Origin of the sequence: Frateuria soli (genome assembly GCF_021117385.1) — a bacterium.
Classification (GTDB): Bacteria; Pseudomonadota; Gammaproteobacteria; order Xanthomonadales; family Rhodanobacteraceae; genus Frateuria_A; species Frateuria_A soli.
Genome location: NZ_CP088252.1, coordinates 424,707 through 445,458 on the forward strand (window position 1 = coordinate 424,707; position 20,752 = coordinate 445,458).

Sequence of the window (20,752 nt, forward strand, 5' to 3'; positions counted from 1 at the left end):
CTGCCCGCGCGCGGACGTTCCCCCTAAACTGTGCCGCGCCCGTCGGGCGACAGGGAGACCAGGCATGCGTGCTCGATCAGGATGGCTGTTGCTCATGGGCCTGCTGCTGGCCGCGCCGGCGATCGCGCAGCAGGTGCCGCCGCCGTTGCGCGACTGGCAGGACTGGGTGCTGCACGAGGAGGCGGCGCATGCCTGCCCGCGGCTGGCACACGCGCCCGGCCAGGGCGAGGCGTGGCAGTGCGCCTGGCCCGGCCGGCTGGCGCTGTCGACCGATGCCGGGGGCGGGCAGTTCACCCTGGACGCCCACGCCGACGCCCCTGCGTGGATCGCGCTGCCGGGCGGTGTGCGCCACTGGCCGGAACAGGTCCGGCTGGACGGCCAACCGGCCGTGGTGCTGGAGCGCGACGGCCAGCCGGTGGTGCGCGTTTCGCCCGGCGACCATCGCGTGCAAGGCCGGTTGCCCTGGTCGGCACGCCCGGCACGGCTGCACGTGCCCGGGGCGATCGCCCTGGTCGAACTCACCGTCGACGGCAAGCCGGTCGCACGGCTGCAGCGCGATGGCGACGAACTGGCCCTGGGCGAGGCGGCCGCTGCCCGGCGCGTGGCCGATGCGCTGTCGCTGCGCGTCGACCGCCGCCTGGCCGACGGCCTGCCGGCGACCCTGGAAACCCGCTTGCGTTTCGATGTCACCGGCAGCCCCCGTGAGCTTTTGCTCGGGCCGGCGTTGCCGAACGGCTTCGTCGCCACCGCGCTGGACGGGGGGCTGCCCGTGCGCATGGAAAGCGACGGCCGCCTGCGCGTGCAGCTTAAGCCCGGCCGCTGGACGGTCACCCTCGATGCCCGCGCCAGCGCGCCGCTCGCGCGCATCGCGGCGACCCTGCCGCCGCCACCCTGGCCGCGACAGGAGATCTGGAGCTACGCCGACCACCCCGACCTGCGCGGCAGCCACGCCGAAGGCCAGGCCACCGACGCGGCGCAGGCTGGCGTGCCGGAGGACTGGCGCGAGCTGCCCGCCTTCGTGATGGACGCCGATGCCACGCTCACCGTGCAGCCGGGTGAGCGCGGGGCGGGACGGCACGATCGCCTGCGCCTGTCGCGCCGCCTGTGGCTGGACTTCGACGGCCGCGGCCTGGCGGTGGACGACCGCCTGCAGGGCGAACTGCACCGCCAGCGGCTGGAAGTCGACGCGCCGTGGCAGCTGCAGCGCGCCGAACAGGACGGCGAGCCGCTGCTGATCAGTCGCGCCGGGGATGGACGCAGCGGGGTGGAGGTGCGCAGCGATCGACTCGATCTCGGCGCCGGGCTGCGCGTGCCCGCCAGCGGCGCGCTGCCGGTGACCGGCTGGAGCGCGCCGCTCGAACGCATCGACGCCACGCTCCAGCTGCCGCCGGGCTATCGCCTGCTCGGTGCGCCCGGTGCGGACAACTCGCCCGATTCGTGGGTGGCCGGGTGGAGCCTGCTGGACGTGTTCGGCGTGGCGCTGATCGCCCTGCTGGCCGGCCGCCTGCTGGGCTGGCCATGGGCGCTGCTGCTCGCGCTGGCGCTGCTGTTGCGCGCGCTGCCGGAGGGTCGTCTGCAGCGCGCCGTGAACGTCGCCGCCCTGGCCTCGTCCGTGCTCGCGGTGCTGTGGACGCTGCCCTTCGTGGCCACCCAGCTGCAATACGCACTGCATCCGCAGCTCGAGCCGCAGACCCGGCACATCAGCCTGGAGACCGCCATGCTCGACCAGAGCTACAACGTTCCGCCAGCCGGACCTGCAGCTCCCGCCGCGGCCGAGCGACGGGCGTCAGCGCCTGACCGGGCGCTTGCCGGCGTGTCGGTGGGCGCCACGAAGCGATCCGCGACGCAGCTGCCCGTGGACGCCCGCAGCCTGGTCCAGGCGGGCCCGGGCACGCCGACCTGGCGCCTCGGCAGCAATTACCGCCTGGGCTGGTCCGGGCCGGTCACGCCCCGGCAGACCGTACGCCTGGTGATCGCCCCGGCGTGGCTGGTGAGCCTGTTGCGCGTACTGATGGTGGTGCTGCTGGCCGCGTTGCTCGCACGCGTGCTTCCCTCGCTGCTGGCACCCTGGCGCGGGCGCGGGCGCTGGCAAGGCAGGCGGGATGCGGCTTCGGCGGCGTTGCTGGCGCTGGCATTGCTGCCCTGGCACGCCCATGCGCAGGCGCTGCCGAGTCAGCCGCTGCTCGACCAGTTGCGCCAGCGCCTGGTCGAGGCGCCCGCCTGCGCGCCCGCCTGCGCGAACCTGCCGCAGGCGCGAGCGGTACCGGCCGGCGATGCGCTCGACCTCACCCTGCAGGCGCACGCCGGCGCCACGGTCGCGCTGCCCCTGCCGGCCACCACGCTGCCGCTGGTCACGGCGACGGTCGATGGGCGGCCGGCGGTGCTGGCGCGACGCGATGGCGATCTGCTCTGGCTGCGGCTCGAACCGGGCGTCCATGAGGTGGCGCTGCGTTACCGGCTCGACGGCATCGACAGCGCACGCCTGCGGTTTGCCCTGGCGCCACAGCGCGTCGTGGTGCAAACGGACGGCTGGACGGCCGACGGGCTGGACGCCGACCGCCTGCTCGGCGACAGCCTGGCCTTCGACCGCCAGCGGGTCGTCGCGGGCGGCGAGGCCAGTACGCCCGGGCAGGACCTCCCGCCCTATGTGCGCCTTACCCGCCGGCTTGTGCTGGGCAGCGAATGGACGGTGCACAACGAGGTCGAGCGCATCGCGCCGCAGGCTGGCGGCTTCAGTGTCGCGCTGCCGCTGTTGCCCGGCGAACACCCGCTGGGCGCGGATGCGCCGGTGAGCGACGGGCGCATCCAGCTCGCCTTCAACGCCGGCACCGACAGCGTCGGGTGGACCAGCCGCCTGGACCGGATGGCCCGATTGCAACTGGTTGCGCCCGCGCTGGCCGAGCGCGCCGAAGTGTGGGAGATCGATGCCGCGCCGATGTGGCACGTGGAGGCCAGCGGCGTGCCGGCCAGTGACGGTGACGTGCTGCGCTTCCAGCCGTTGCCGGGCGAGCGGCTCACGCTGGCGCTCAGCCAGCCGGTCGCCGTCGCGGGCGGCACCCTGGCGTTCGACCAGGTGCAGTCCCGCAGCACCGTTGGCGAGCGCGCCACCGAAACCGTCCTGCAACTGCAGGCGCGCAGCACCCGTGGTGGCGAGCACGCGCTGGGCCTGCCGGCCGAGGCCGAGCTGTTGCAGGCCAGCCGCGACGGCGAGCGCCTGCCGCTGGCCGTGCGCAACGGCACGCTGTCACTGCCCCTGCTGCCGGGCACGCACCGCTACGAGTTGCGCCTGCGCGGGCCCGGTGGCGCGGCTGCGCGCATCCGCTCGCCGGCCGTCGCCCTGCACGCGCCGGCGGCCAATCTCGATACGTTCCTGCACCTGCCGCGTGACCGCTGGGTGCTGTGGACCTGGGGCGAGGGCGCCGGTCCCGCCGTGCTGTACTGGGCGCAGCTGGTCGTGCTGCTGGCCGCGGCCTGGCTGCTCTCGCGTTACGCGCCCACGCCGCTGCGCTTCCGCCACTGGCTGCTGCTGGGCCTGGGCTTTTCCGCCTTCGCCTGGAGCGCATATGCCGTGGTGGTGGTCTGGCTGATCCTGCTCGGCCTGCGGGCGCGGGTCGAGGTCGGCACGTGGCGCGCCGGGTTGTTCGACCTGATGCAGGTGGGGCTGGCGCTGCTCACGGCGATCGCGCTCGGCGTGCTGGTGGCCGCGGTGCCGGGCGGCCTGCTGGGGCAGCCGGACATGCACGTCGCCGGCATGGGTTCCAGCGCGCTGCAACTGCACTGGTTCGCCGACCGTAGTGCCGGCGTGCTGCCGCAGGCGGGCGTGTTCAGCCTGCCGTTGTGGACCTACAAGCTGGCCATGCTGGCCTGGGCGCTGTGGCTGGCCAACGCGTTGATCGGCTGGCTGCGCTGGGGTTTCGAGGCCTGGTCGCAGGGTGGCTACTGGCGCCGCGACAAGCCGCGGCCGGCTGCGCCGCCGCAACTGCCCACCGCCGCCGAGGTGCCACCCGATGCCTGAGGTCCGCCAACTGCTGGCCGGGGCCGCCACCCGGCTGCGCGACCGCGCCGAAGCGGCCATCCTGCTCGCGCACGCGCTGGGCAAGTCGCGCAGCTGGCTGCTTGCGCACTCCGACGATGCGGTCGACCCGACGGATGCCGCGGCCTTCGCCGCGCTGGTGGAACGGCGCGCCGCCGGCGAGCCGGTGGCCTACCTCACCGGCCATCGCGGCTTCTGGACGCTCGAGCTGGAGGTGACGCCGGCCACGCTGATCCCCCGCGCCGAGACCGAATTGCTGGTCGAACGGGCACTGGCGATGCTGCCGCGCCAGGGCGCGCCGCGCGTGGCCGACCTTGGCACAGGCAGCGGCGCCATCGCGCTGGCGATCGCGCGCGAATGCCCGCATGCGCGCCTGCTGGCCACCGACGCCAGCGCCGCGGCGCTGGCGGTCGCACGGCGCAACGCCGCTGCCAACCGGGTCCCCAACGTGGTTTTCATCGAGAGCGACTGGTTCGCCGCGCTCGAAGGCGAGTGCTTCGATCTGGTCGTGTCCAACCCGCCCTACATCGCGGCGGACGATCCCCACCTGGCGCAGGGCGACCTGCGCTTCGAGCCGGCCAGCGCGCTGGCCTCCGGGCCAGACGGCCTGGACGACATCCGACGCATCATCGTGGGTGCACGGGCCCACCTGGTCGAGGGTGGGTGGCTGCTGTTCGAGCACGGCTGGGACCAGGGCGGCGCCGCGCGCGAACTGCTCGAAGCGGCGGGTTACGAGGAGGTGTTCACGGCGCAGGACCTGGAGCAACGCGACCGGATCAGTGGCGGTCGACGCCCGTCGAACCGTCCCTGACGGCCGTCACGCACTGCCGCGCATCCGGGCTTTCCCCCGCGCCTGCGCGGAAAGTTGCCGACAGGCGCGAAAGGGGGCGCTTCGGGATCGCCGGACAGGTCCGTCGCAAGGCGGCCGCGTCCCATCCTCGGTACCTTCCCCTGCGGTACGGGCAGGGATCAAAGCACGGCCCGGAACGTCGCGACCTTCAACCCGCGCTGGCAGCCACGCTCGCCAGCTGCGGGAACCGCGCGCGGATTGCGTTGCGGATGCCCGGCAAGTCCAGTCCCGCCATGGAAAGCACTTCCTCGCGGCTGCCGTGTTCCAGATAGGCGTCCGGAAGGCCCAGATGCAGGATCGGCTTGACGATGCCGTGCGCGGCCAGGCACTCGGCCACGCCCGAGCCCGCGCCACCGGCGATGGCGTTGTCCTCCAGCGTGACGAAGGCATCATGCGTCCTGGCCAGCTCCAGGATCATCCCCTCGTCCAGTGGCTTGACGAAGCGCATGTTGACCAGGCTTGCATCCAGCTCGGCCGCGACCACCGCGGCCGGCGCGAGCATCGCACCGAAGGAGAGGATCGCCAGGCCGTGGCCGCGCCGGCGCAACTCGGCCTTGCCGATCGGCAGCGTGACGAGTTCCTCGCGCACGGCGGCGCCGGGCCCGGTGCCACGCGGGTAGCGGATGGCCGCCGGGCCGGCGTACCCGAAGCCGGTGGTAAGCATCATCCGGCACTCGTTCTCGTCCGAGGGCGCCATGATCAGCATGTTCGGCAGGCAGCGCAGAAACGAGAGATCGAAGCTGCCCGCATGCGTGGCGCCATCGGGGCCGACCACGCCGGCGCGGTCGATCGCGAAGGTCACGTCCAGGTTCTGCAGCGCCACGTCGTGGATCGCCTGGTCGTAGGCGCGCTGCAGGAAGGTCGAGTAGATCGCCACCACCGGCTTGGCGCCTTCGCAGGCCATGCCGGCGGCCAGCGTCACCGCGTGCTGCTCGGCGATGGCCACGTCGAAGTAGCGCCTGGGATATTCCCTGGAGAAGCGCACCAGGCCCGAGCCCTCGCGCATCGCCGGCGTGATGCCCAGCAGCCGCTCGTCGGCGGCGGCCATGTCGCACAGCCAGTCGCCGAAGATGTCGGTGTAGGTCGGCTTGGCCGGCGCGGTCTTCTTCACCACGCCAGCGACCGGGTCGAACGGCCCGACCGCGTGGTATTCGATCTGCGCCTGCTCGGCCGGGGCATAGCCCTTGCCCTTGGTGGTGATCACGTGCAGCAACTGCGGGCCGGGCAGGTTACGGACGGTGCGCAACGCGCGCAGCAATGCGGGAATGTCGTGCCCGTCGATCGGCCCGGTGTAGTGGAAACCCAGCTCTTCGAACATCGTCGAAGGCAGGAACATGCCCTTGGCGTGCTCCTCCCAGTTCCTGAAGAAGCGGCCGAACAGCGACTGCCGCGGAATCGCCTTCTTCGCCTTCTCGCGCACGGCATTGAGCCGCCGGCTGGCCATCGCGCGGGCCAGCATCTTGGTCATCGCGCCGACGTTCTCGCTGATCGACATGCCGTTGTCGTTGAGCACGACGAGCATGTTCGGCTCCACGTCGCCACCGTGGTTGAGCGCTTCGAACGCCATCCCCGCCGTCATCGCGCCGTCGCCGATCACCGCCACCACCTTGCGGTCGTCGCCCTTGCGCTGCGCGGCGATCGCCATGCCCAGCGCGGCCGAGATCGAGGTGGACGAGTGGCCCACGCCGAAGGTGTCGTACTCGCTTTCCTCGCGGCGCGGGAAGGGCGCCAGACCATCCTTCTTCTTGATGGTGGTGATCCGGTCGCGCCGGCCGGTGAGGATCTTGTGCGGGTAGCACTGGTGGCCCACGTCCCATACCAGGCGGTCGCGCGGCGTGTCGAAGACGTGGTGAAGCGCCACGGTGAGCTCGACCACGCCCAGACCCGCGCCGAAGTGGCCTCCGGAGCTGGCGACCGATTCGATCAGGTATTGGCGCAGCTCGTCGGCGACGGCCGGCAGCTCGGCATCGGGTACGCGACGCAGGTCGTCCGGCGTCTCGATGCGGGCCAGGTGGGGATAGCGGGCTGGGTCGATCATCCGCGTATTGTTGGCCCAGCGGCAGGACGGGGCAAGGGCGGCGACGTGAACGGAAGCGGGCGTCGTGCACACCGGGCACACAAAACCGCTCGCAAGCTGGATGCGACCACGGCCAGAGGCGCCATCCATGTCCAAGCTATCGCAGGCCTTCCGCAACTTCGCCGAGGCCACCGCCCGCTATTCGGGCAAGCCCGTCGCATTCCTGCTTGCTGCTCTCGTCGTAGTCGTCTGGGCCGCGACGGGTCCGCTGTTCGGCTTCGGCGACACGTGGCAGCTGGTGATCAATACCGGCACCACCATCGTCACGTTCCTGATGGTTTTCCTGATCCAGAACAGCCAGAACCGCGACAGTGCGGCGCTGCAGATCAAGCTCGACGAACTGATCCGCACCAGCCGCTCGCGCAACAGCATCCTCGGGGTGGACGAGTTGGACGAGGATGCGCTGGAGCGCATCCGCGAGAACTACCGCAAGCTCGCCCACAACAAGGAAGAGGAAGCCCGCCAGAGCCATCACGCCAATCGCCGTACGCGCCGCGAGGACGAATCGGAGGAGGCTTGCGAGGAGGTCAAGGAGATCGATCGCGAACTGGCCAAGGCCAGCGCCGACCACGCCGACACGGACGCGGCCGCCAAGGACGGCAAGGGGTAGCGCTCAGCTCATCGCCCGCCGCCGGTCGCGCGGCAGGTGGTTGACCAGGAATTCCATCTGGTCGGCCAGGATGTTGCGGTTGGACAGGATCAGGTGCTCCACCCAGCTGGGCCGGTAAGGTACGGCCAGCAGCGGCATGTGGGCCTGCTGCGGGGTGCGGTTGGCCTTCCTGAGGTTGCAGGCGAGGCACGCGCTGACCACGTTCTCCCATTCGTCCTTGCCGCCGCGCGAGACCGGTTCGACGTGGTCGCGGGTGAGCTCGCCGCGGGAGTACTGGTTGCCGCAATAGAGGCACAGGTGACGGTCGCGGGCGAACAGCGCGGTGTTGGTCAGCGCCGGCGCCGGGTCGATCGCGTGGTCGCGGCAATGCCCGGTGCTGGCGATGATCGGGTGCAGGTCAAGCTTGCTGCGTTCCCCGCGGGCGCGGTTGTGGCCGCCGTGGACGGTGAGGCAGGGATCGCCCAGGGTCCAGGCCACCGCCTCGCGCACGTAGAGGCAGACGGCGTCCTGCCAGCTGATCCAGTCTAGGATCCGGCCGGCGGCGTCCAGCGAAAGCACGCGGGTCGCGTTCAGGTCGCGACGCGGCAAATCCATCAGCATGCGGTTTCCTTCGGCCAGTTCATGAGGTTCGGGCAGAGGGCGGGTGCAGTGATGCGCTCGTCGACCCAGCATAGCCCAACTTCGCCGCGCCGCGCGCGGTAAGCATTTGACGCGCTTGGCAGATCGCTGCGGCCCGCCCCCATTCGCCCGGGCGCGCGGCCGCTGATATAGTCACCGGTTCGTGACCCGGCGCCGGGTTTGGGAGGGGGAGCCATCGGTGGCGACCCCGGCACGGCGGGGCAGAGGTAAAAGACGTGGCTGAAGTACTTTTCTACGAGCGCCCGGTGCCGCTCAACCGCACCCAGCACAAGGATCTGCGCCTTAAGAGCATTCCCGGCGTGAAGTTCGCTGCCGCGGCGCACTCGGTGCCGCTGACGGCCGCGGAGTTCCCGATGGCCGCGCGCGACGTGCCGATCCTGTTCGCTGGCCAGAGCATCGAGGACGCCGGCCCGATGGCGCTGCTCGGCCTGCGCCAGAGCGAAAACCTGCTGGTGGACGAAAACGGCCACTGGGCGCAGGGCATCTACGTCCCGGCTTTCGTGCGCCGCTACCCGTTCATCCTGGCCGAGAAGCCGGAGGGCGCCGACGGCGACGACTTCACCGTGTTCCTGGACGAATCCTACGAGGGCTTCGGCAACGAGGAAGGCGAGCGCCTGTTCAAGGAAGACGGCAGCGACAGCGAGATGCTCGCCAACGCCGTCGGCTTCCTCGGCGAGTTCCAGCAGCACGTGGCGCGGACTCACGCGTTCATGGACCTGCTGCGCAAGCACGACCTGCTGGAGCCGCGCAACATCCGCCTGGAGAAGGACGGCAACGCGATCAACCTCAACGGCCTGTTCGTGGTCAACGAGGAAAAGCTGCGCCAGCTCGACGAGAAGACCGCCCACGAGTTCCTCAAGGAGGGCGCGATGGGCTGGATCTACGCGCACCTGCTGTCGCTGCCGAACATCGACCGCCTGGCACAACGCCTGGACCAGCGCGAGCGGGCGAAGGCCTGACGCCGCGCAAGCCTCGTGGCCGCCCCGTCGGGCGGCCTTAGAGAGCACTAAGCAGGTTCTGCAAGGATGGCGCCCATGCGCCATCCTTTTTTTTGCATGGCTGCCGCGATGGCAGCCCTACTGGGCGGCTGCGCCACCTACCGTCCCGCGCCGGTCGACCCGGCCGCGACGCGTGCGCAGTGGCAGGCCAGCAGGCTGGACGATCCGGCGCTGGCGGCCCGGTTGCGGCCGTGGCTGCCGCCGCGCGATCACGGCCAATGGCCGCCCGGAGACTATGGCCGGGTCGAACTGGTGCTCGCCGCGCTCGCGCTCAATCCGGACGTGGCCGAGGCGCGCGCACACCTGGCCGAGGCCAGCGCGGCGGTGCGGACGGCGAAGGCGCGCGCCAATCCGACGTTGGGCCTGGCGCTGGAGCGCTACACCCGGGCACAGGCCGACGGCGCACCGTGGCTGTGGGGCCTGAGCACCGATTTCCTGCTCGACGGCGGCCTGCGCCGGCGCCTGCGCGTACAACTGGCGGACCAGGGCGTGCGCGGCGCGCGCCTGGACTACGCCGGCAGGCTGTGGGACGTGCGCAGTGCCGTGCGCGATGCACTGGAACAGCTGCTGATCGCCCGCCGCCAGCAGAACCTGGCCGCACGGACCGCCGCTGCCGCGACGGCGCTGGAGCAGGCCGCCCGCCAGCGCGTGGCGCTGGGCGAAGACGCGCCGCAGGTCGTCCTGCAAGCCGTGCAGACGCTGGCACGGGCGCGCAGCGACCAGGCCGCGGCCGGCCAGCGCGCCACCAGCGCGCAGGCGCAACTGGCGCGTGCGATCGGCGTGTCCGTGGCTGCGCTCCAGGGCCTGGCGTTGCGCTGGGACGATTTCGACCGGCCTGCCGCACCGCCCTCCGCCCGGCTGGACACACTGGCCGACCACGCCCTGCTGGCGCGCAGCGACCTGGAGCGCGCGCTGGTCGACTACGCCCGGCGCGAGACCGAGCTGCACCAGCAGGTCCACGCGCAGTACCCGCAGCTCTCGCTCGGGCCGGGCTACACCTACGACCATGGCATCCGCAAACTGACCTTCAACGCCAGCCTCAGCCTGCCGCTGTTCGACCAGAACCAGGGGCCGATCGCCGAGGCCCGGGCGCGGCGCGAGGCGGCCGCGGCGCACGTGCGCGCGGTGCAGGCCGATATCGCCAGCGCCATCGACGCGGCGCGCGCCCGGCTGGCCGCGGCGTTGCCGGCGCTGGACGCCGCGCGCGCAGGAGAGCAGGCGGCCGTGCGGGCGCGCGACCAGACCGACCATGCGTTCGCGCTCGGCGGAACCGATCGCGGCACCTTGCTGGAGTCGCGCCTGGCCGCACTCGCCGCAGGACAGGCGACGCTCGCCGCGCTCGATGCCGCCTGGCAGGCCGAGGCCGCGCTCGAGGATGCCCTGCGCACCCCGCTGGACCCGGCCGAGGCCACGCTCCGGCTCGCCGACGGAGGCCGCCCATGAAACGTCTCGCACCGCTGGCCCTGCTGTTCGCCCTGCTGAGCGGGAGCGCCACCGCCACCGAACTGGACGCTGCATCCCAGGCCAGGCTCGGCCTGCGCCTGGCGACCCTGGCCCAAGGCTCGATGCCGCCGACCACGCGCGCGGTGGCCGATGTGCTCGACCCGGTGCCGCTGGCCAAGGCCATCGACGAACTCGAGGCGGCTCAGGCGGCGGCGCACGCCTCGCACGCGGAGCTGGCACGCACGAAGGCCTTGCTCGCCGCGGAGGGCAACGCGTCGCGCAAGGCGCTGGAGGCGGCGCAGGCGCAGGCGGCGACCGACCGGGCGCGACTGCGCGAGGCCCGCGTGGCGCTGCGCAGCGCCTGGGGCGACGATCTGGCGGACATGGCGCCCGCGCGCCGCGACCAGCTGCTCGATGCGCTGGTGCGCGGTGATCAGGTGCTGCTCAGGGCCGAGCCGCTGGGCCGCCCCGCCGCGACCTTGAAGGTGCGCGCCGCCACCCTGCGGATGCCTGGTGGCGCCGGCGTGACCGCGCGGGTGCTCGGGCGCCTGCCGCGCAGTACCTCTGGCCTGGCCGCCGGCTGGCTGTTGCAGGCCGAAGCCGGTCCGCTGGTGCCCGGCATGGTGCTGACCGCGCAGTTGGATGGCGAGGGCACGCCGGTGCGCGGCGTATTGCTGCCGCGCGCCGCGATCGTGCGCTGGAACGGGCTGGACTGGGCCTATGTCGCCACGGGCGCCACCGAATTCGAGCGCCGCGTGGTGCACCCGGGTGCGATGACCCCGACCGGCTGGCTGGTCGGTGCGCCCTTCAAGCCGGGCGAGCGCGTGGTGGTGCAGGGCGCCGAGGCACTGGTCGCGATCGATGCCGCGCCGGTGCCCGGCAGCACCGCCGGCGTCTCGGACGACTGACGCCGTGCTCGTCGCGATCGTCCGCAGCGCGTTGCGCGCCGCCGGCTGGGTGGTGCTGCTGGCCGTGCTGGTGCTGGCACTGGGCGTGCAGCGGCTGTTCGACGCGCGCTACGACGTGTTCCCCGACTTCGTGCCGGCGCAGGCCACCGTGCAGGTGGAGGCGCCCGGTCTGACCGCATTGCAGGTCGAGCAACGCGTTGCCCAGCCGATCGAGAATGCGGTCAACGGCACCACGGCCGTGGAAACGGTGCGTTCGCAGTCGATCCAGGGCCTGGCGGTGATCGACGTGGTGTTCAGGGAGGGCAGCGATCCGTTCCGCGATCGCCAGCTGCTGGCCGAGCGGGTGAGCGAGGCGGCGGCCAACCTGCCGGCCGGCGTGGATGCGCCCTCGTTGAGCCCGATGACCTCCTCGACCATGGACCTGCTCAAGATCGGCCTGATCAGCGACCGCCTGGATCCGCTGGCCCTGCGCGATCTCGCCGACTGGACCGTCAAGCCGCGCCTGCTGGCCGTGCCCGGCGTCGCCGACGCGATCGTGTTCGGCGGCGGTGTGCGCGAATGGGAGGTACGCGTGCATCCGGGTCGCCTGGCCGCCTACGGCCTCACGCTGGAGGACGTGCGCATGGCGGCTGCCGCGGCCAGCGGCGTGCGTGGCGCCGGCTACATGGACACGCCCAGCCAGCGGGTGGTGCTGGAGGCGGACGGCGGCCTGAGCGACCCGGCGCAGCTGGGCCGCACCGTGCTGACCCGCCATGCCGGACGCAACGTAACGCTGGCGGACGTGGCCAGCGTCGACGTGGACGCCGCGCCGGCGTTCGGCGATGCGCGCATCGACGGGCGCCCCGGCATCCTGGTCGCGATGACCAGCCAGTACGGCAGCAATACGCTGGAAGTCACCCGGGCGGTGGAAAAGGCGCTGGACGATCTCAAGCCCATGCTCGCGGCCCAGGGGGTGACGCTGGTCCCCGCGCTGCACCGTCCGGCTACCTTCGTGGAGGTGGCACTAGCCAACATGCGCGACGCGCTCGCCTTCGGCGCCGCGCTGGTGCTGCTGGTGCTGGTGCTGTTCCTGAAGGACTGGCGGACCGCGCTGATCTCCTTCGTCAGCATTCCCTTGTCGCTCGCGCTGGCCGTGCTCGCGCTGCGCTGGTTCGGCTGGACCATCAACACGATGACGCTGGGCGGCCTGGCGGTGGCGCTGGGCGTGGTGGTGGACGACGCGATCATCGACGTGGAGAACATCGACCGGCGCCTGCGCACGGCGGGTGGCGCGGCGCCACGCCTGGACACGATCCTGGCCGCGTCGCTGGAAGTGCGCCGGCCGGTGGTGCTGGCCACCGTGGTGGTCGGGCTGGTGTTCGTGCCGATCCTGCTGCTGCCGGGGTTGCAGGGCAGCTTCTTCGCGCCGCTGGCTGGCGCTTTCCTGCTGGCCACCTTCGCCTCCCTGCTGGTGGCGCTGACGGTGACGCCGGCGCTGTGCCTCTGGTTGCTCCGGCCGGGCCGGCGCCATCGCGAACCGCGCTGGCTCAAGCGCATGAAGCTCGCCCAGTACCGCCTGCTCGAGCGTGCGTTGCCGCACGGCCGCGCCTTGCTGGTGGCCGCGCTGGTGGTCGGTGCGCTCGCGGTGGCGGCACTGCCGTTCTTCGGCGCACAGCTGCTGCCCGAGTTCCGCGAGGGTCACTTCGTGCTGCAGATCACCGGCCCGTCGGGCGCAACGCTGGCGGAGATGGACCGCATCGGCGAGCGGATCAGCCGCGGCGCGCTCGCGATCCCCGGCGTGGCCAGCGTGTCGTTGCAGATGGGCCGGGCCGAGGCGGTGCAGGACACCTGGCCGCCGAACCGGGGCGAGCTGCACGTGGAACTCAAGCCCGGCCTGGCGGCGGACGCGCAGGTGCGTATCGAGGAGGCGTTGCGCCGGCTGTTGGACGGCTATCCCGGCCTGGGCTCGGAGGTGGTGACCTTCCTCGGCGATCGCATCAGCGAGTCGCTCTCCGGAGAAACGGCGCCCGTCACGTTGAGTCTCTACGGCTCCGACCTCGACCGGCTCGATGCGCTGGCTGCCCAGGCGCAGGCCATCGTGCAGGCGCTGCCTGGCGCCGGCAGCGTGCGGCTGGCCGCGTCCCCCGGCGTGCCGACCATCCGCATCGCGCCCGATCCGGACCGCTTGTCCGCGCGCGGGCTGCGCATGACCGAGGTACTCGACGCGATCGCCGCCGCTCACCAGGGGGTGATCGTGGGCGAGGTGTACCGGGGCGTGCAGCCGGTGGCGATCCGGCTCACGCTGGACAACGCGGCCGTGCGCGATCCGGAGGCGGTCGGCGCGCTGCTGCTGCCGGCGGCCGACGGGCAGAGTGTGCCGCTGTCCGAGGTGGCCGCGGTCGACCTGGTCAGGGGCCGCGCCAGCGTGCAGCACGAGGGCGGTCGGCGCCGACTGGTGCTGGGGGTGACGCCATCCGGTCCGGACGTGGTCGGTTTCCAGGCGATGGCGCGCGCGGCGCTGCACCGCCGACTGAAACTGCCGGCCGGTTACTACGTCGAGTTCGGCGGCGCCGCCAGGGGCGCGGTTGCCGCGCAGCATGCGCTGCTGCTGCACAGTGCACTGGCCGGGGCGGCCATCATCGTGCTGCTGCTGCTGTCTTTCCCCGACCGGCGCAGCGTGGCGCTGATCCTCGCCAACGTGCCTTTCGCGCTGGTCGGCGGCGTGATCGCCGCGGCGCTGGCCGGCGGCGTACTGTCGATCGGCGCGCTGGTCGGCTTCGTAACCCTGTTCGGCATTGCCGCGCGCAACACCATTCTGCTGATCGCCCATTACGAGCATCTGGTCACCGCCGAGGGCGCGCACTGGAACCGCTACACCGTCCTGCGCGGCGCACGCGAGCGGCTGACGCCGATCCTGATGACCGCGCTGGTCACTGCACTGGGCCTGCTGCCGCTGGCGCTCGGCAGCGGCGAGCCTGGACGCGAGGTGGAAGGACCGATGGCGATCGTGATCCTTGGCGGGCTGCTCAGCTCCACCGTGCTCAACCTGCTGGTGATGCCGGCCCTCGCTGGCCGCTACCTCAGGCCCGTTACCCCGTAGGGCGGGCTTCAGCCCACCCCTGCGGGGATGGACGTGGCGTGCTCCAATGGGGCTTGGGCCACGGACACGGGATCGACCATGCGTTACCACGGCAGCTGTCATTGCGGTCGCGTCGCGTTCGACGTCGAGGGCGAGCTGGAGCAGGCGATCGACTGCAACTGCTCGCATTGCAGCCGCAAGGGTTACCTGCTCTGGTTCGTACCGCGCGAGCGGCTGGAACTGGCCACGCAGGAAGCGGACATGGCGACCTACACCTTCAACAAGCACGCCATCCAGCACCGCTTCTGCCCGCGCTGCGGCTGCGCGCCGCTGGCGTTGGGCACCGCGCCGGACGGCCAGCCGATGGCCGCGATCAACGTGCGCTGCCTGGAAGACCTCGACCTGGCCACCGTCAAGCGCGTGCCGGTGGACGGTCGCAGCTTCTAGCGCGGCGTGGCCGGTGCCCTGGCGGGCGCCTCGCGATCCTGCGTTGCCGGGACGGGTTGCGGCGGCTTGCGGGGACGGCCGGCGTCGTGGCGTGCCTGCTCACGCGCCCGCCGGAGTTCGGTTGCGTGATGGAACGCCAGCAGCCGGGCGCGGATTTCAGGTGGCGCGTAAAGCAGCTCGCAGTCGGCGCGTGCCGTGCCGCAGGCAAGCGCGCAGGCCAGGGCAAGCAGCAGGATCGGTCGTGGCATGGGATGGCTCCGGGAGGGAGCCACCATCCTCCGGTCGTCCCCTTCGCGCCGGCCATCCGCTTCTTGCCGTCGTCAGCGGACCGGCTTGACCATCCGCAGCAGGTCGACGTCGTAACCGGCGGCCTCGTAGATCGCGCGGGCCCGCTCGTTGCCCGGAAACACTGCCAGCGTGACCAATGCGCAGCGGTGCTCGCGCGCCCATGACTCGGCATGTTCCATCAGCGCCTTGCCCACGCCACGCCCTTCGTACGCCGGCGCCACCGCCACGTTGTTGATGTGGCAGTTGGTGCGGCCGGTGAAGAAGTCCTGCGTCTTCTGCAGCTCGATGAAGCCGGCGACGGTGCCGTCGTCGTCCTCGGCGACGAACAGGAAGTCGTTGGCGGTGCCATCCTCCAGGTGCCGCAACAGGTCTTTGCGGATGCCTTCGATGCATTCGTGCCGCTTGCGCCAGGGCGGCAGGGGAAAGTCCACGAATCGCGGAACCAGCCCCAGGATGAAATCGTCGTCGTCCTCGGCCAGGCGGATCAGAAAGCTCGTGTCGTCCATGCGGGCTCGTTTCATTGGCAACGATGGGAGCGGTTCTACCACCGAGCGGGCGCGGTGGGGAAGCCCCTGCCCACGAGCCCGGTCGGGCTTTGCTACGGTTGGATGGCTCCTCCACGCGAAGGAATCCCGATGAACGCACGTCCATCCGCTCCCCGCGCACCGCGCACGCCGCGTACCCTCGTGGTCTGCGCAGGACTTGCCCTCGCCACTGCCGCGCATGCCCGGGAGGCCCCGCAGGCGATCAACCCCTCCGCGCTGCCGCCCGCACACGGCTATTCGCACGTCATCGTCGCGCCGCCGGGGCGGATGGTGTCGATCTCCGGCCAGGTCGCGATGGACCGTGGCGGCAAGCTCGTCGGCGAAGGCGATTTCCGCGCCCGGTGCGTGCAGGTGTTCGAGAACCTGCGCATCGCGCTGAACAGTGCGGGCCTGGACTTCAGGGACGTGGTGCGTACCGACATGTACGTCACCGACCTGGATCACCTGGATGTGTTGCGCGACGTGCGGGCGCATTACCTGCCTGCCGACGCACCGGCCACCAGCACGCTGGTGAAGGTCGATGCACTGTTCCGGCCTGGACTGATGATCGAAGTGGCGGCCGAGGCGGTACTGCCCCCGGGACGAACGCCGCACCGCTGATCCGCATCGTCCGCGGGGCGCATCGGGCGCTACCGCTGGAATCGGCCGACGCGAAAGAAGGAGCGGATGCGTGGCGAACCTTGCGCTGTTCGACTTCGACGGGACGATCACCACCCGCGAAACCATGGCGGCCTTCATGTACCGCGCCGCGCCAGCGCGCCGACAGGCCTGGGGAAGATTGCTGCTGGCGCCCTGGGTCGCCGGCTACAGATGCGGCGTGGTTTCGGGGGCATCGGTGCGCGCCGCCGTGGTGCGGGTGGGCTTCGCCGGCGTGGCGCTCGCGCACGTGCAGGCTTGCGGCGCGGCGTTCGCCGACGAGGCGCTGCCGCCGCTGCTGCGCCCGAAGGTGATGGCGCGCATCCGCTGGCATCAGCAGCAGGGCGATACCGTGGCGGTGGTTTCCGGTGGCCTCGACGCGTACCTCGCACCGTGGTGCCGCGCCCATGGCCTCGCCCTGGTGTGCTCCACGCTGGAACATCACGATGGCCGCCTTACCGGACGTTACCTGGGCGCGCAGTGCGTGGGTGAGGAAAAGGCGCGTCGGGTCCGCGCCCGGTACGACCTGGCGCGATACCGGCGCATCTACGCCTATGGCGACACGCACGAGGACCTCGCGCTGCTGGATCTCGCGCATCACCGCTTCTATCGCGGCCGGGAACAGCGGGTGGGGGCCTGACCGACCGTCGTACAACCCCCACCCGGATCTTTCCCCGCGTGCGGGGGATGGCGTGGTCTCAGCGGTTCACGACCGGCAGGGCGATGAAGCTCGCCTTGCCCGGCGCGTGGTACACCCGCTGGGTCGCCTTGACGTAATCGGCCGGCTTGGCGTTGAAGATGTTCGGCACGTACGTCTGCGGGTTCCGGTCGTACAGCGGGAACCAGCTCGACTGCACCTGCACCATCAGCCGATGGCCGGGCAGGAACACGTGGTTGGCAGTGGGCAGGCTGAAGCGGTAGTCCAGCGGGTGGTTGGCGGCCAGCGGCGCCGGCTTGTCGAAGCCGGTGCGGTAGCGGCCGCGGAAGATATCCATCGCCACGGCCAGCTGGTAGCCGCCCATCTCCGGCTGCTCGGCGACCTGGTCGGGATAGACGTCGATCAGCTTGACCACCCAGTCGCTGTCGGTGCCGCTGGTCGAGGCGACCAGGTGCACTTCGGGCGCGCCGGCGATGGCGAGCGGGGCGGTCAGCGGCTCGGACACGTAGGTCAGCACATCGGTGCGGCCGGAGGCCTCGCGCTGGTCGTCGACCAGCCACTGCGACCAGGTCAGGCCGTTGTCGTAGCCCATCGGCTGGCTCGGGCGGGCGCGGTAGGGCACCGGATGCGCCGGGTCGGAGACGTATTCGTCATAGGCAGCGCCCTGGACGGGCGCCTCGAAGCCGACCCTGTTGTCCGGTTCAAGGTACAGCGCGCGGCTTGCGGTCGGGCAGCCCTGCGCACAGACAAGCGGCCAGCGGTCCAGCCGCTGCCAGCGGTTGGTGCCGGTCTGGAAGGCGGTGACCGGGGCGAGGTCGGCCTTGGGCGCGCCATCCTTGAGGTATTGCGCCAGGAACGGCCGCAGGATGTGCTCGCGGAAATACTTGGCGGTGTCGCTGCCGAAGCGGATCGCGCCCAGCGAACTCCCTTCGTCGATCTCCTGGCCGTGGTGCCACGGGCCCATCACCAGCCTTACCATGTCGCCCCGGGTGTCCTTGGGCTTGATCGCGCGGTACACCGCCGGCGCGCCATAGATGTCCTCCTGGTCCCACAGGCTGTGCACCAGCATCACCGGTACCTTCAGCGGCAGTTTCGCCAGCAGCTTGTCGACCGCCTGCCCCGACCAGAAGTCATCGTAGGCCGGGTGCGCCACGATCTTGTTCCAGAAGCCCAGCTGCTGCATGCCGTAGGCCTCGCCCAGCGCGCCGGCCGAGCCGTAGTGCATGAACATGTCGTAGGTGTCGTGGTAGTTCGACCACCAGCGGATCGAGTTGTCGCGGCTGGCCTCCTGCTCGTAGATGTAGCTCATGTTCTGCTGCCGGAAGGCGCCGTTGTGGAACCAGTCGTCGCCCATCCAGCCGTCGACCATCGGATTCATCGGTACCGACACCTTCAGCGCCGGGTGCGGATCGACCAGCGCCATCAGCGGCTCGAAGCCGTCGTAGGAAATACCCAGCGTGCCGACCTTGCCGTTGGACTCGGGGATGTTCTTCACCAGCCAGTCGATGGTGTCGTACGTGTCGGTGGCGTCGTCGACCGGGGTGGGGTTGAGCGGGCCGCGCAGCGGGCGGTTCATCACATAGTCGCCCTCCGAGCCGTACTTGCCGCGCACGTCCTGCACTACGCGGATGTAACCGTCCTCGACGATCACGTCGGTGGCGTTGTCGTAGCCCTGGAGCATCGGCGCCAGGTGGCCGCTCATGGTGTGGCTGGTCAGCGCATCCGCGTCGTAGGGCGTGCGGGTGAGCAGGATGCCGGCGTGCTTCGCGCCCTTGGGCACCAGGATCACCGTGTGCAGCTTCACGCCGTCGCGCATCGGGATCATCACCTCGCGCCGCTCGTAGTCGAAGCTGGCGGTAACCGGGGTGAAGTGCGCGGGGGTCTCGCTGGGGTAGTCGGGATACTTGGCCTGCGGCGCATCGGCCGCGGGCAGGGCATGGCTGGCGGCCAGCAGCAGGGCCAGCAGGGTCGAACGAACGGCGAGGCGTGGCTTCATTGGTGGGCTCCCCTGGATCAACCGGCCTAGCGTAGTGCGATTGCCGCCGGGTGCGCACCATACGGCGCACGCGCCTGGCCGCACATCACTCCGCCCGAACCCTCTCCTTCCGCGGGGCGGAATGCCGTGGACGGGGACGGCGATTGCCGCTGGATCAACTCGTCAATGCATGCAGGAACGCAATGCGCCAGGCGGTCAGGTCATGCCGCTGCAGCACGTCCATCATCGAGCGCCACCGCGCGATGCGCTCGCGCTGCGGCATGGCCAGCGCCCGCTCCAGCGCATCGGCCACCTCGACCGTGTCGGCCGGATTGACCAGCAATGCCTCGGTCAGCTCCTGCGCCGCCCCGGCGAAGCGCGAGAGCACCAGTACCCCGGGGTTCTTCGGGTCCTGGCTGGCCACGTACTCCTTGGCCACCAGGTTCATGCCATCGCGCAACGGTGTGACCAGGCCCACCCGCGCCACGCGGTAGTAGCCGGCGAGGAGGCTGTGCGGGAAGGACTGGTTGACGTAGCGGATCGGCACCCACTCCGGCGTGGCGTACTTGCCGTTGATGTGCCCGGACATGCGCTCGAGCTCGCGGCGGATCAGCCGGTACTCGGGCACCGCTCCACGCGAGGGCGGCGCGATCTGCAGCAGGGTAACGTGGCTGTGCAGCGCGGGCGAGCGCTCCAGCACGTGGGCGAACGCCTCGAAGCGTTGCGCCAGACCCTTGGAGTAATCGAGCCGGTCGACGCCGATGATCAGGTCGCGGCCGTCCAGGCTCTGCTTGAACTCGCGCACGGCATCCTCGGTCATCGCCTTGCGCGCCGTCTCGGCCACCTCCGCGGTGTCGATGCTGATCGGGAATATGCCGGCGCGGAACAGCCGGCCGTTGGCCGCGCGCAGGCGGCCGCCGGGGCGCATCGCGCCGCCGACCTCGTGCAGGAAGTAGTCCTCCAGCGCACGCAGGTCGCGCGCGGTGTGCAGGCCCACCAGGTCGTAACTGGCCAGCGTCTCGAGCAGCTCGCGATGCTTGGGCAGCGCGATCAGCAGCGCGGCGGCCGGCAGTGGGGTATGCAGGAAGAAGCCGATGCGGTTGCGCACGCCGCGCTCGCGCAACATCGCGGCGAGCGGGATCAGGTGGTAGTCGTGCACCCAGATGATGTCGTCCGGTTCGAGCAGGGTTGCCAGCTCGTCGGCGAAGATCGCGTTGACCCGCAGGTAGCCTTCCAGATGGCTGCGCTGGTAATCGACCAGGTCGGGCCGGTAGTGGAACAGCGGCCACAGCGTCCGGTTGGCGAAGCCGGCGTAGAAGTCGTCGTGGTCGGCGCGCGAGAGATCGATGGTGACGTACTCGATCGCGCCATCACCGAGCCGGTGCAGTTCCTCCGCGCTGCGCGCGGCGAGCTTTCCGCTCCAGCCGAACCACAGTCCGCCGCGTTCCTGCAGCGCCGCACGCATGGCCGAGGCGAGGCCGCCGGTGGCCGTCTGCCTGGGCATGGCGACGCGGTTGGAGACCACCACCAGTCGCCCGGGCTTCTTGCCGGTGCGCGTCATCGCATGCCGCCGCGGCTCGCGCGGCC

At 71.2% G+C, this 20,752-nt stretch carries 16 protein-coding genes; 10 read left to right on the forward strand and 6 right to left on the reverse strand.

The features are described 5' to 3' along the window. The first annotated feature begins 64 nt into the window (after window positions 1–64). Window positions 65–4,015, forward strand: a complete 3,951-nt coding sequence (locus tag LQ771_RS01855; protein WP_231350713.1) for a heme-copper oxidase family protein — start codon at window positions 65–67, stop codon at window positions 4,013–4,015. Beyond that, on the forward strand, window positions 4,008–4,844 hold the full coding sequence (gene prmC, locus LQ771_RS01860) for a peptide chain release factor N(5)-glutamine methyltransferase (protein ID WP_231350714.1): 837 nt from the start codon (window positions 4,008–4,010) through the stop codon (window positions 4,842–4,844). Before LQ771_RS01855 ends, prmC begins: the two co-directional genes overlap by 8 nt. 187 nt (window positions 4,845–5,031) lie before the next feature. On the opposite strand, the gene dxs is transcribed toward prmC, so the two are convergent. Continuing rightward, window positions 5,032–6,921 carry a 1-deoxy-D-xylulose-5-phosphate synthase gene (dxs, locus tag LQ771_RS01865; RefSeq protein ID WP_231350715.1) on the reverse strand — a complete coding sequence of 630 codons (1,890 nt, stop codon included), beginning with the start codon at window positions 6,919–6,921 and terminating at the stop codon, window positions 5,032–5,034. Between the two features lie 127 nt (window positions 6,922–7,048). Here dxs and LQ771_RS01870 point away from each other — a divergent pair, with 127 nt between their 5' ends. After that, window positions 7,049–7,570: a low affinity iron permease family protein gene (locus LQ771_RS01870; RefSeq protein WP_231350716.1), complete on the forward strand. Its 522-nt coding sequence runs from the start codon at window positions 7,049–7,051 to the stop codon at window positions 7,568–7,570. Between the two features lie 3 nt (window positions 7,571–7,573). On the opposite strand, the gene LQ771_RS01875 is transcribed toward LQ771_RS01870, so the two are convergent. After that, window positions 7,574–8,170 carry an HNH endonuclease gene (locus LQ771_RS01875; RefSeq protein ID WP_231350717.1) on the reverse strand — a complete coding sequence of 199 codons (597 nt, stop codon included), beginning with the start codon at window positions 8,168–8,170 and terminating at the stop codon, window positions 7,574–7,576. Between the two features lie 254 nt (window positions 8,171–8,424). On the opposite strand from LQ771_RS01875, the gene LQ771_RS01880 reads away from it, so the two are divergent. The 5 genes from LQ771_RS01880 to LQ771_RS01900 all read left to right on the forward strand — a co-directional run bounded on the left by LQ771_RS01880 (window position 8,425) and on the right by LQ771_RS01900 (window position 15,063). Beyond that, window positions 8,425–9,168: a SapC family protein gene (locus tag LQ771_RS01880; RefSeq protein WP_231350718.1), complete on the forward strand. Its 744-nt coding sequence runs from the start codon at window positions 8,425–8,427 to the stop codon at window positions 9,166–9,168. 108 nt (window positions 9,169–9,276) lie between these two features. Then, window positions 9,277–10,650, forward strand: coding sequence for a TolC family protein (locus LQ771_RS01885; protein WP_231350719.1), 1,374 nt, complete (start codon window positions 9,277–9,279; stop codon window positions 10,648–10,650). Then, window positions 10,647–11,558, forward strand: a complete 912-nt coding sequence (locus LQ771_RS01890; protein ID WP_231350720.1) for an efflux RND transporter periplasmic adaptor subunit — start codon at window positions 10,647–10,649, stop codon at window positions 11,556–11,558. The genes LQ771_RS01885 and LQ771_RS01890 overlap by 4 nt, the downstream gene beginning before the upstream one ends. 4 nt (window positions 11,559–11,562) lie before the next feature. Beyond that, on the forward strand, window positions 11,563–14,637 hold the full coding sequence (locus LQ771_RS01895) for an efflux RND transporter permease subunit (RefSeq protein WP_231350721.1): 3,075 nt from the start codon (window positions 11,563–11,565) through the stop codon (window positions 14,635–14,637). Window positions 14,638–14,715: 78 nt separating this feature from the next. Beyond that, window positions 14,716–15,063, forward strand: coding sequence for a GFA family protein (locus LQ771_RS01900; protein ID WP_231350722.1), 348 nt, complete (start codon window positions 14,716–14,718; stop codon window positions 15,061–15,063). On the opposite strand, the gene LQ771_RS01905 is transcribed toward LQ771_RS01900, so the two are convergent. Together LQ771_RS01905 and LQ771_RS01910 are read right to left on the reverse strand one after the other, a co-directional pair. Next, a complete protein-coding gene (locus tag LQ771_RS01905) occupies window positions 15,060–15,311 on the reverse strand; it encodes a hypothetical protein (protein ID WP_231350723.1) in 252 nt (83 codons plus the stop codon). The two genes, LQ771_RS01900 and LQ771_RS01905, sit on opposite strands and share 4 nt — an antisense overlap. A gap of 72 nt (window positions 15,312–15,383) precedes the next feature. Continuing rightward, complete coding sequence (locus LQ771_RS01910; RefSeq protein WP_231350724.1) at window positions 15,384–15,857, reverse strand: GNAT family N-acetyltransferase; 474 nt, start codon at window positions 15,855–15,857, stop codon at window positions 15,384–15,386. Window positions 15,858–15,986: 129 nt separating this feature from the next. Here LQ771_RS01910 and LQ771_RS01915 point away from each other — a divergent pair, with 129 nt between their 5' ends. Continuing rightward, the gene (locus LQ771_RS01915; protein ID WP_231350725.1) at window positions 15,987–16,496 is read left to right on the forward strand and encodes a RidA family protein; all 510 of its coding nucleotides are present in this window, start codon (window positions 15,987–15,989) and stop codon (window positions 16,494–16,496) included. Between the two features lie 70 nt (window positions 16,497–16,566). Further along, the gene (locus LQ771_RS01920; protein WP_255674236.1) at window positions 16,567–17,172 is read left to right on the forward strand and encodes an HAD family hydrolase; all 606 of its coding nucleotides are present in this window, start codon (window positions 16,567–16,569) and stop codon (window positions 17,170–17,172) included. Between the two features lie 58 nt (window positions 17,173–17,230). Here the strand turns inward: LQ771_RS01920 and LQ771_RS01925 are convergent, their stop codons facing one another. Both LQ771_RS01925 and otsA read right to left on the reverse strand, forming a co-directional pair. Further along, entirely contained in the window at window positions 17,231–19,186 is a 1,956-nt protein-coding gene (locus LQ771_RS01925; RefSeq protein ID WP_231350726.1) for a CocE/NonD family hydrolase, read from the reverse strand. A 154-nt stretch (window positions 19,187–19,340) separates the two neighbouring features. Further along, entirely contained in the window at window positions 19,341–20,726 is a 1,386-nt protein-coding gene (otsA, locus tag LQ771_RS01930) for an alpha,alpha-trehalose-phosphate synthase (UDP-forming) (RefSeq protein WP_231350727.1), read from the reverse strand. Window positions 20,727–20,752 lie beyond the last annotated feature (26 nt).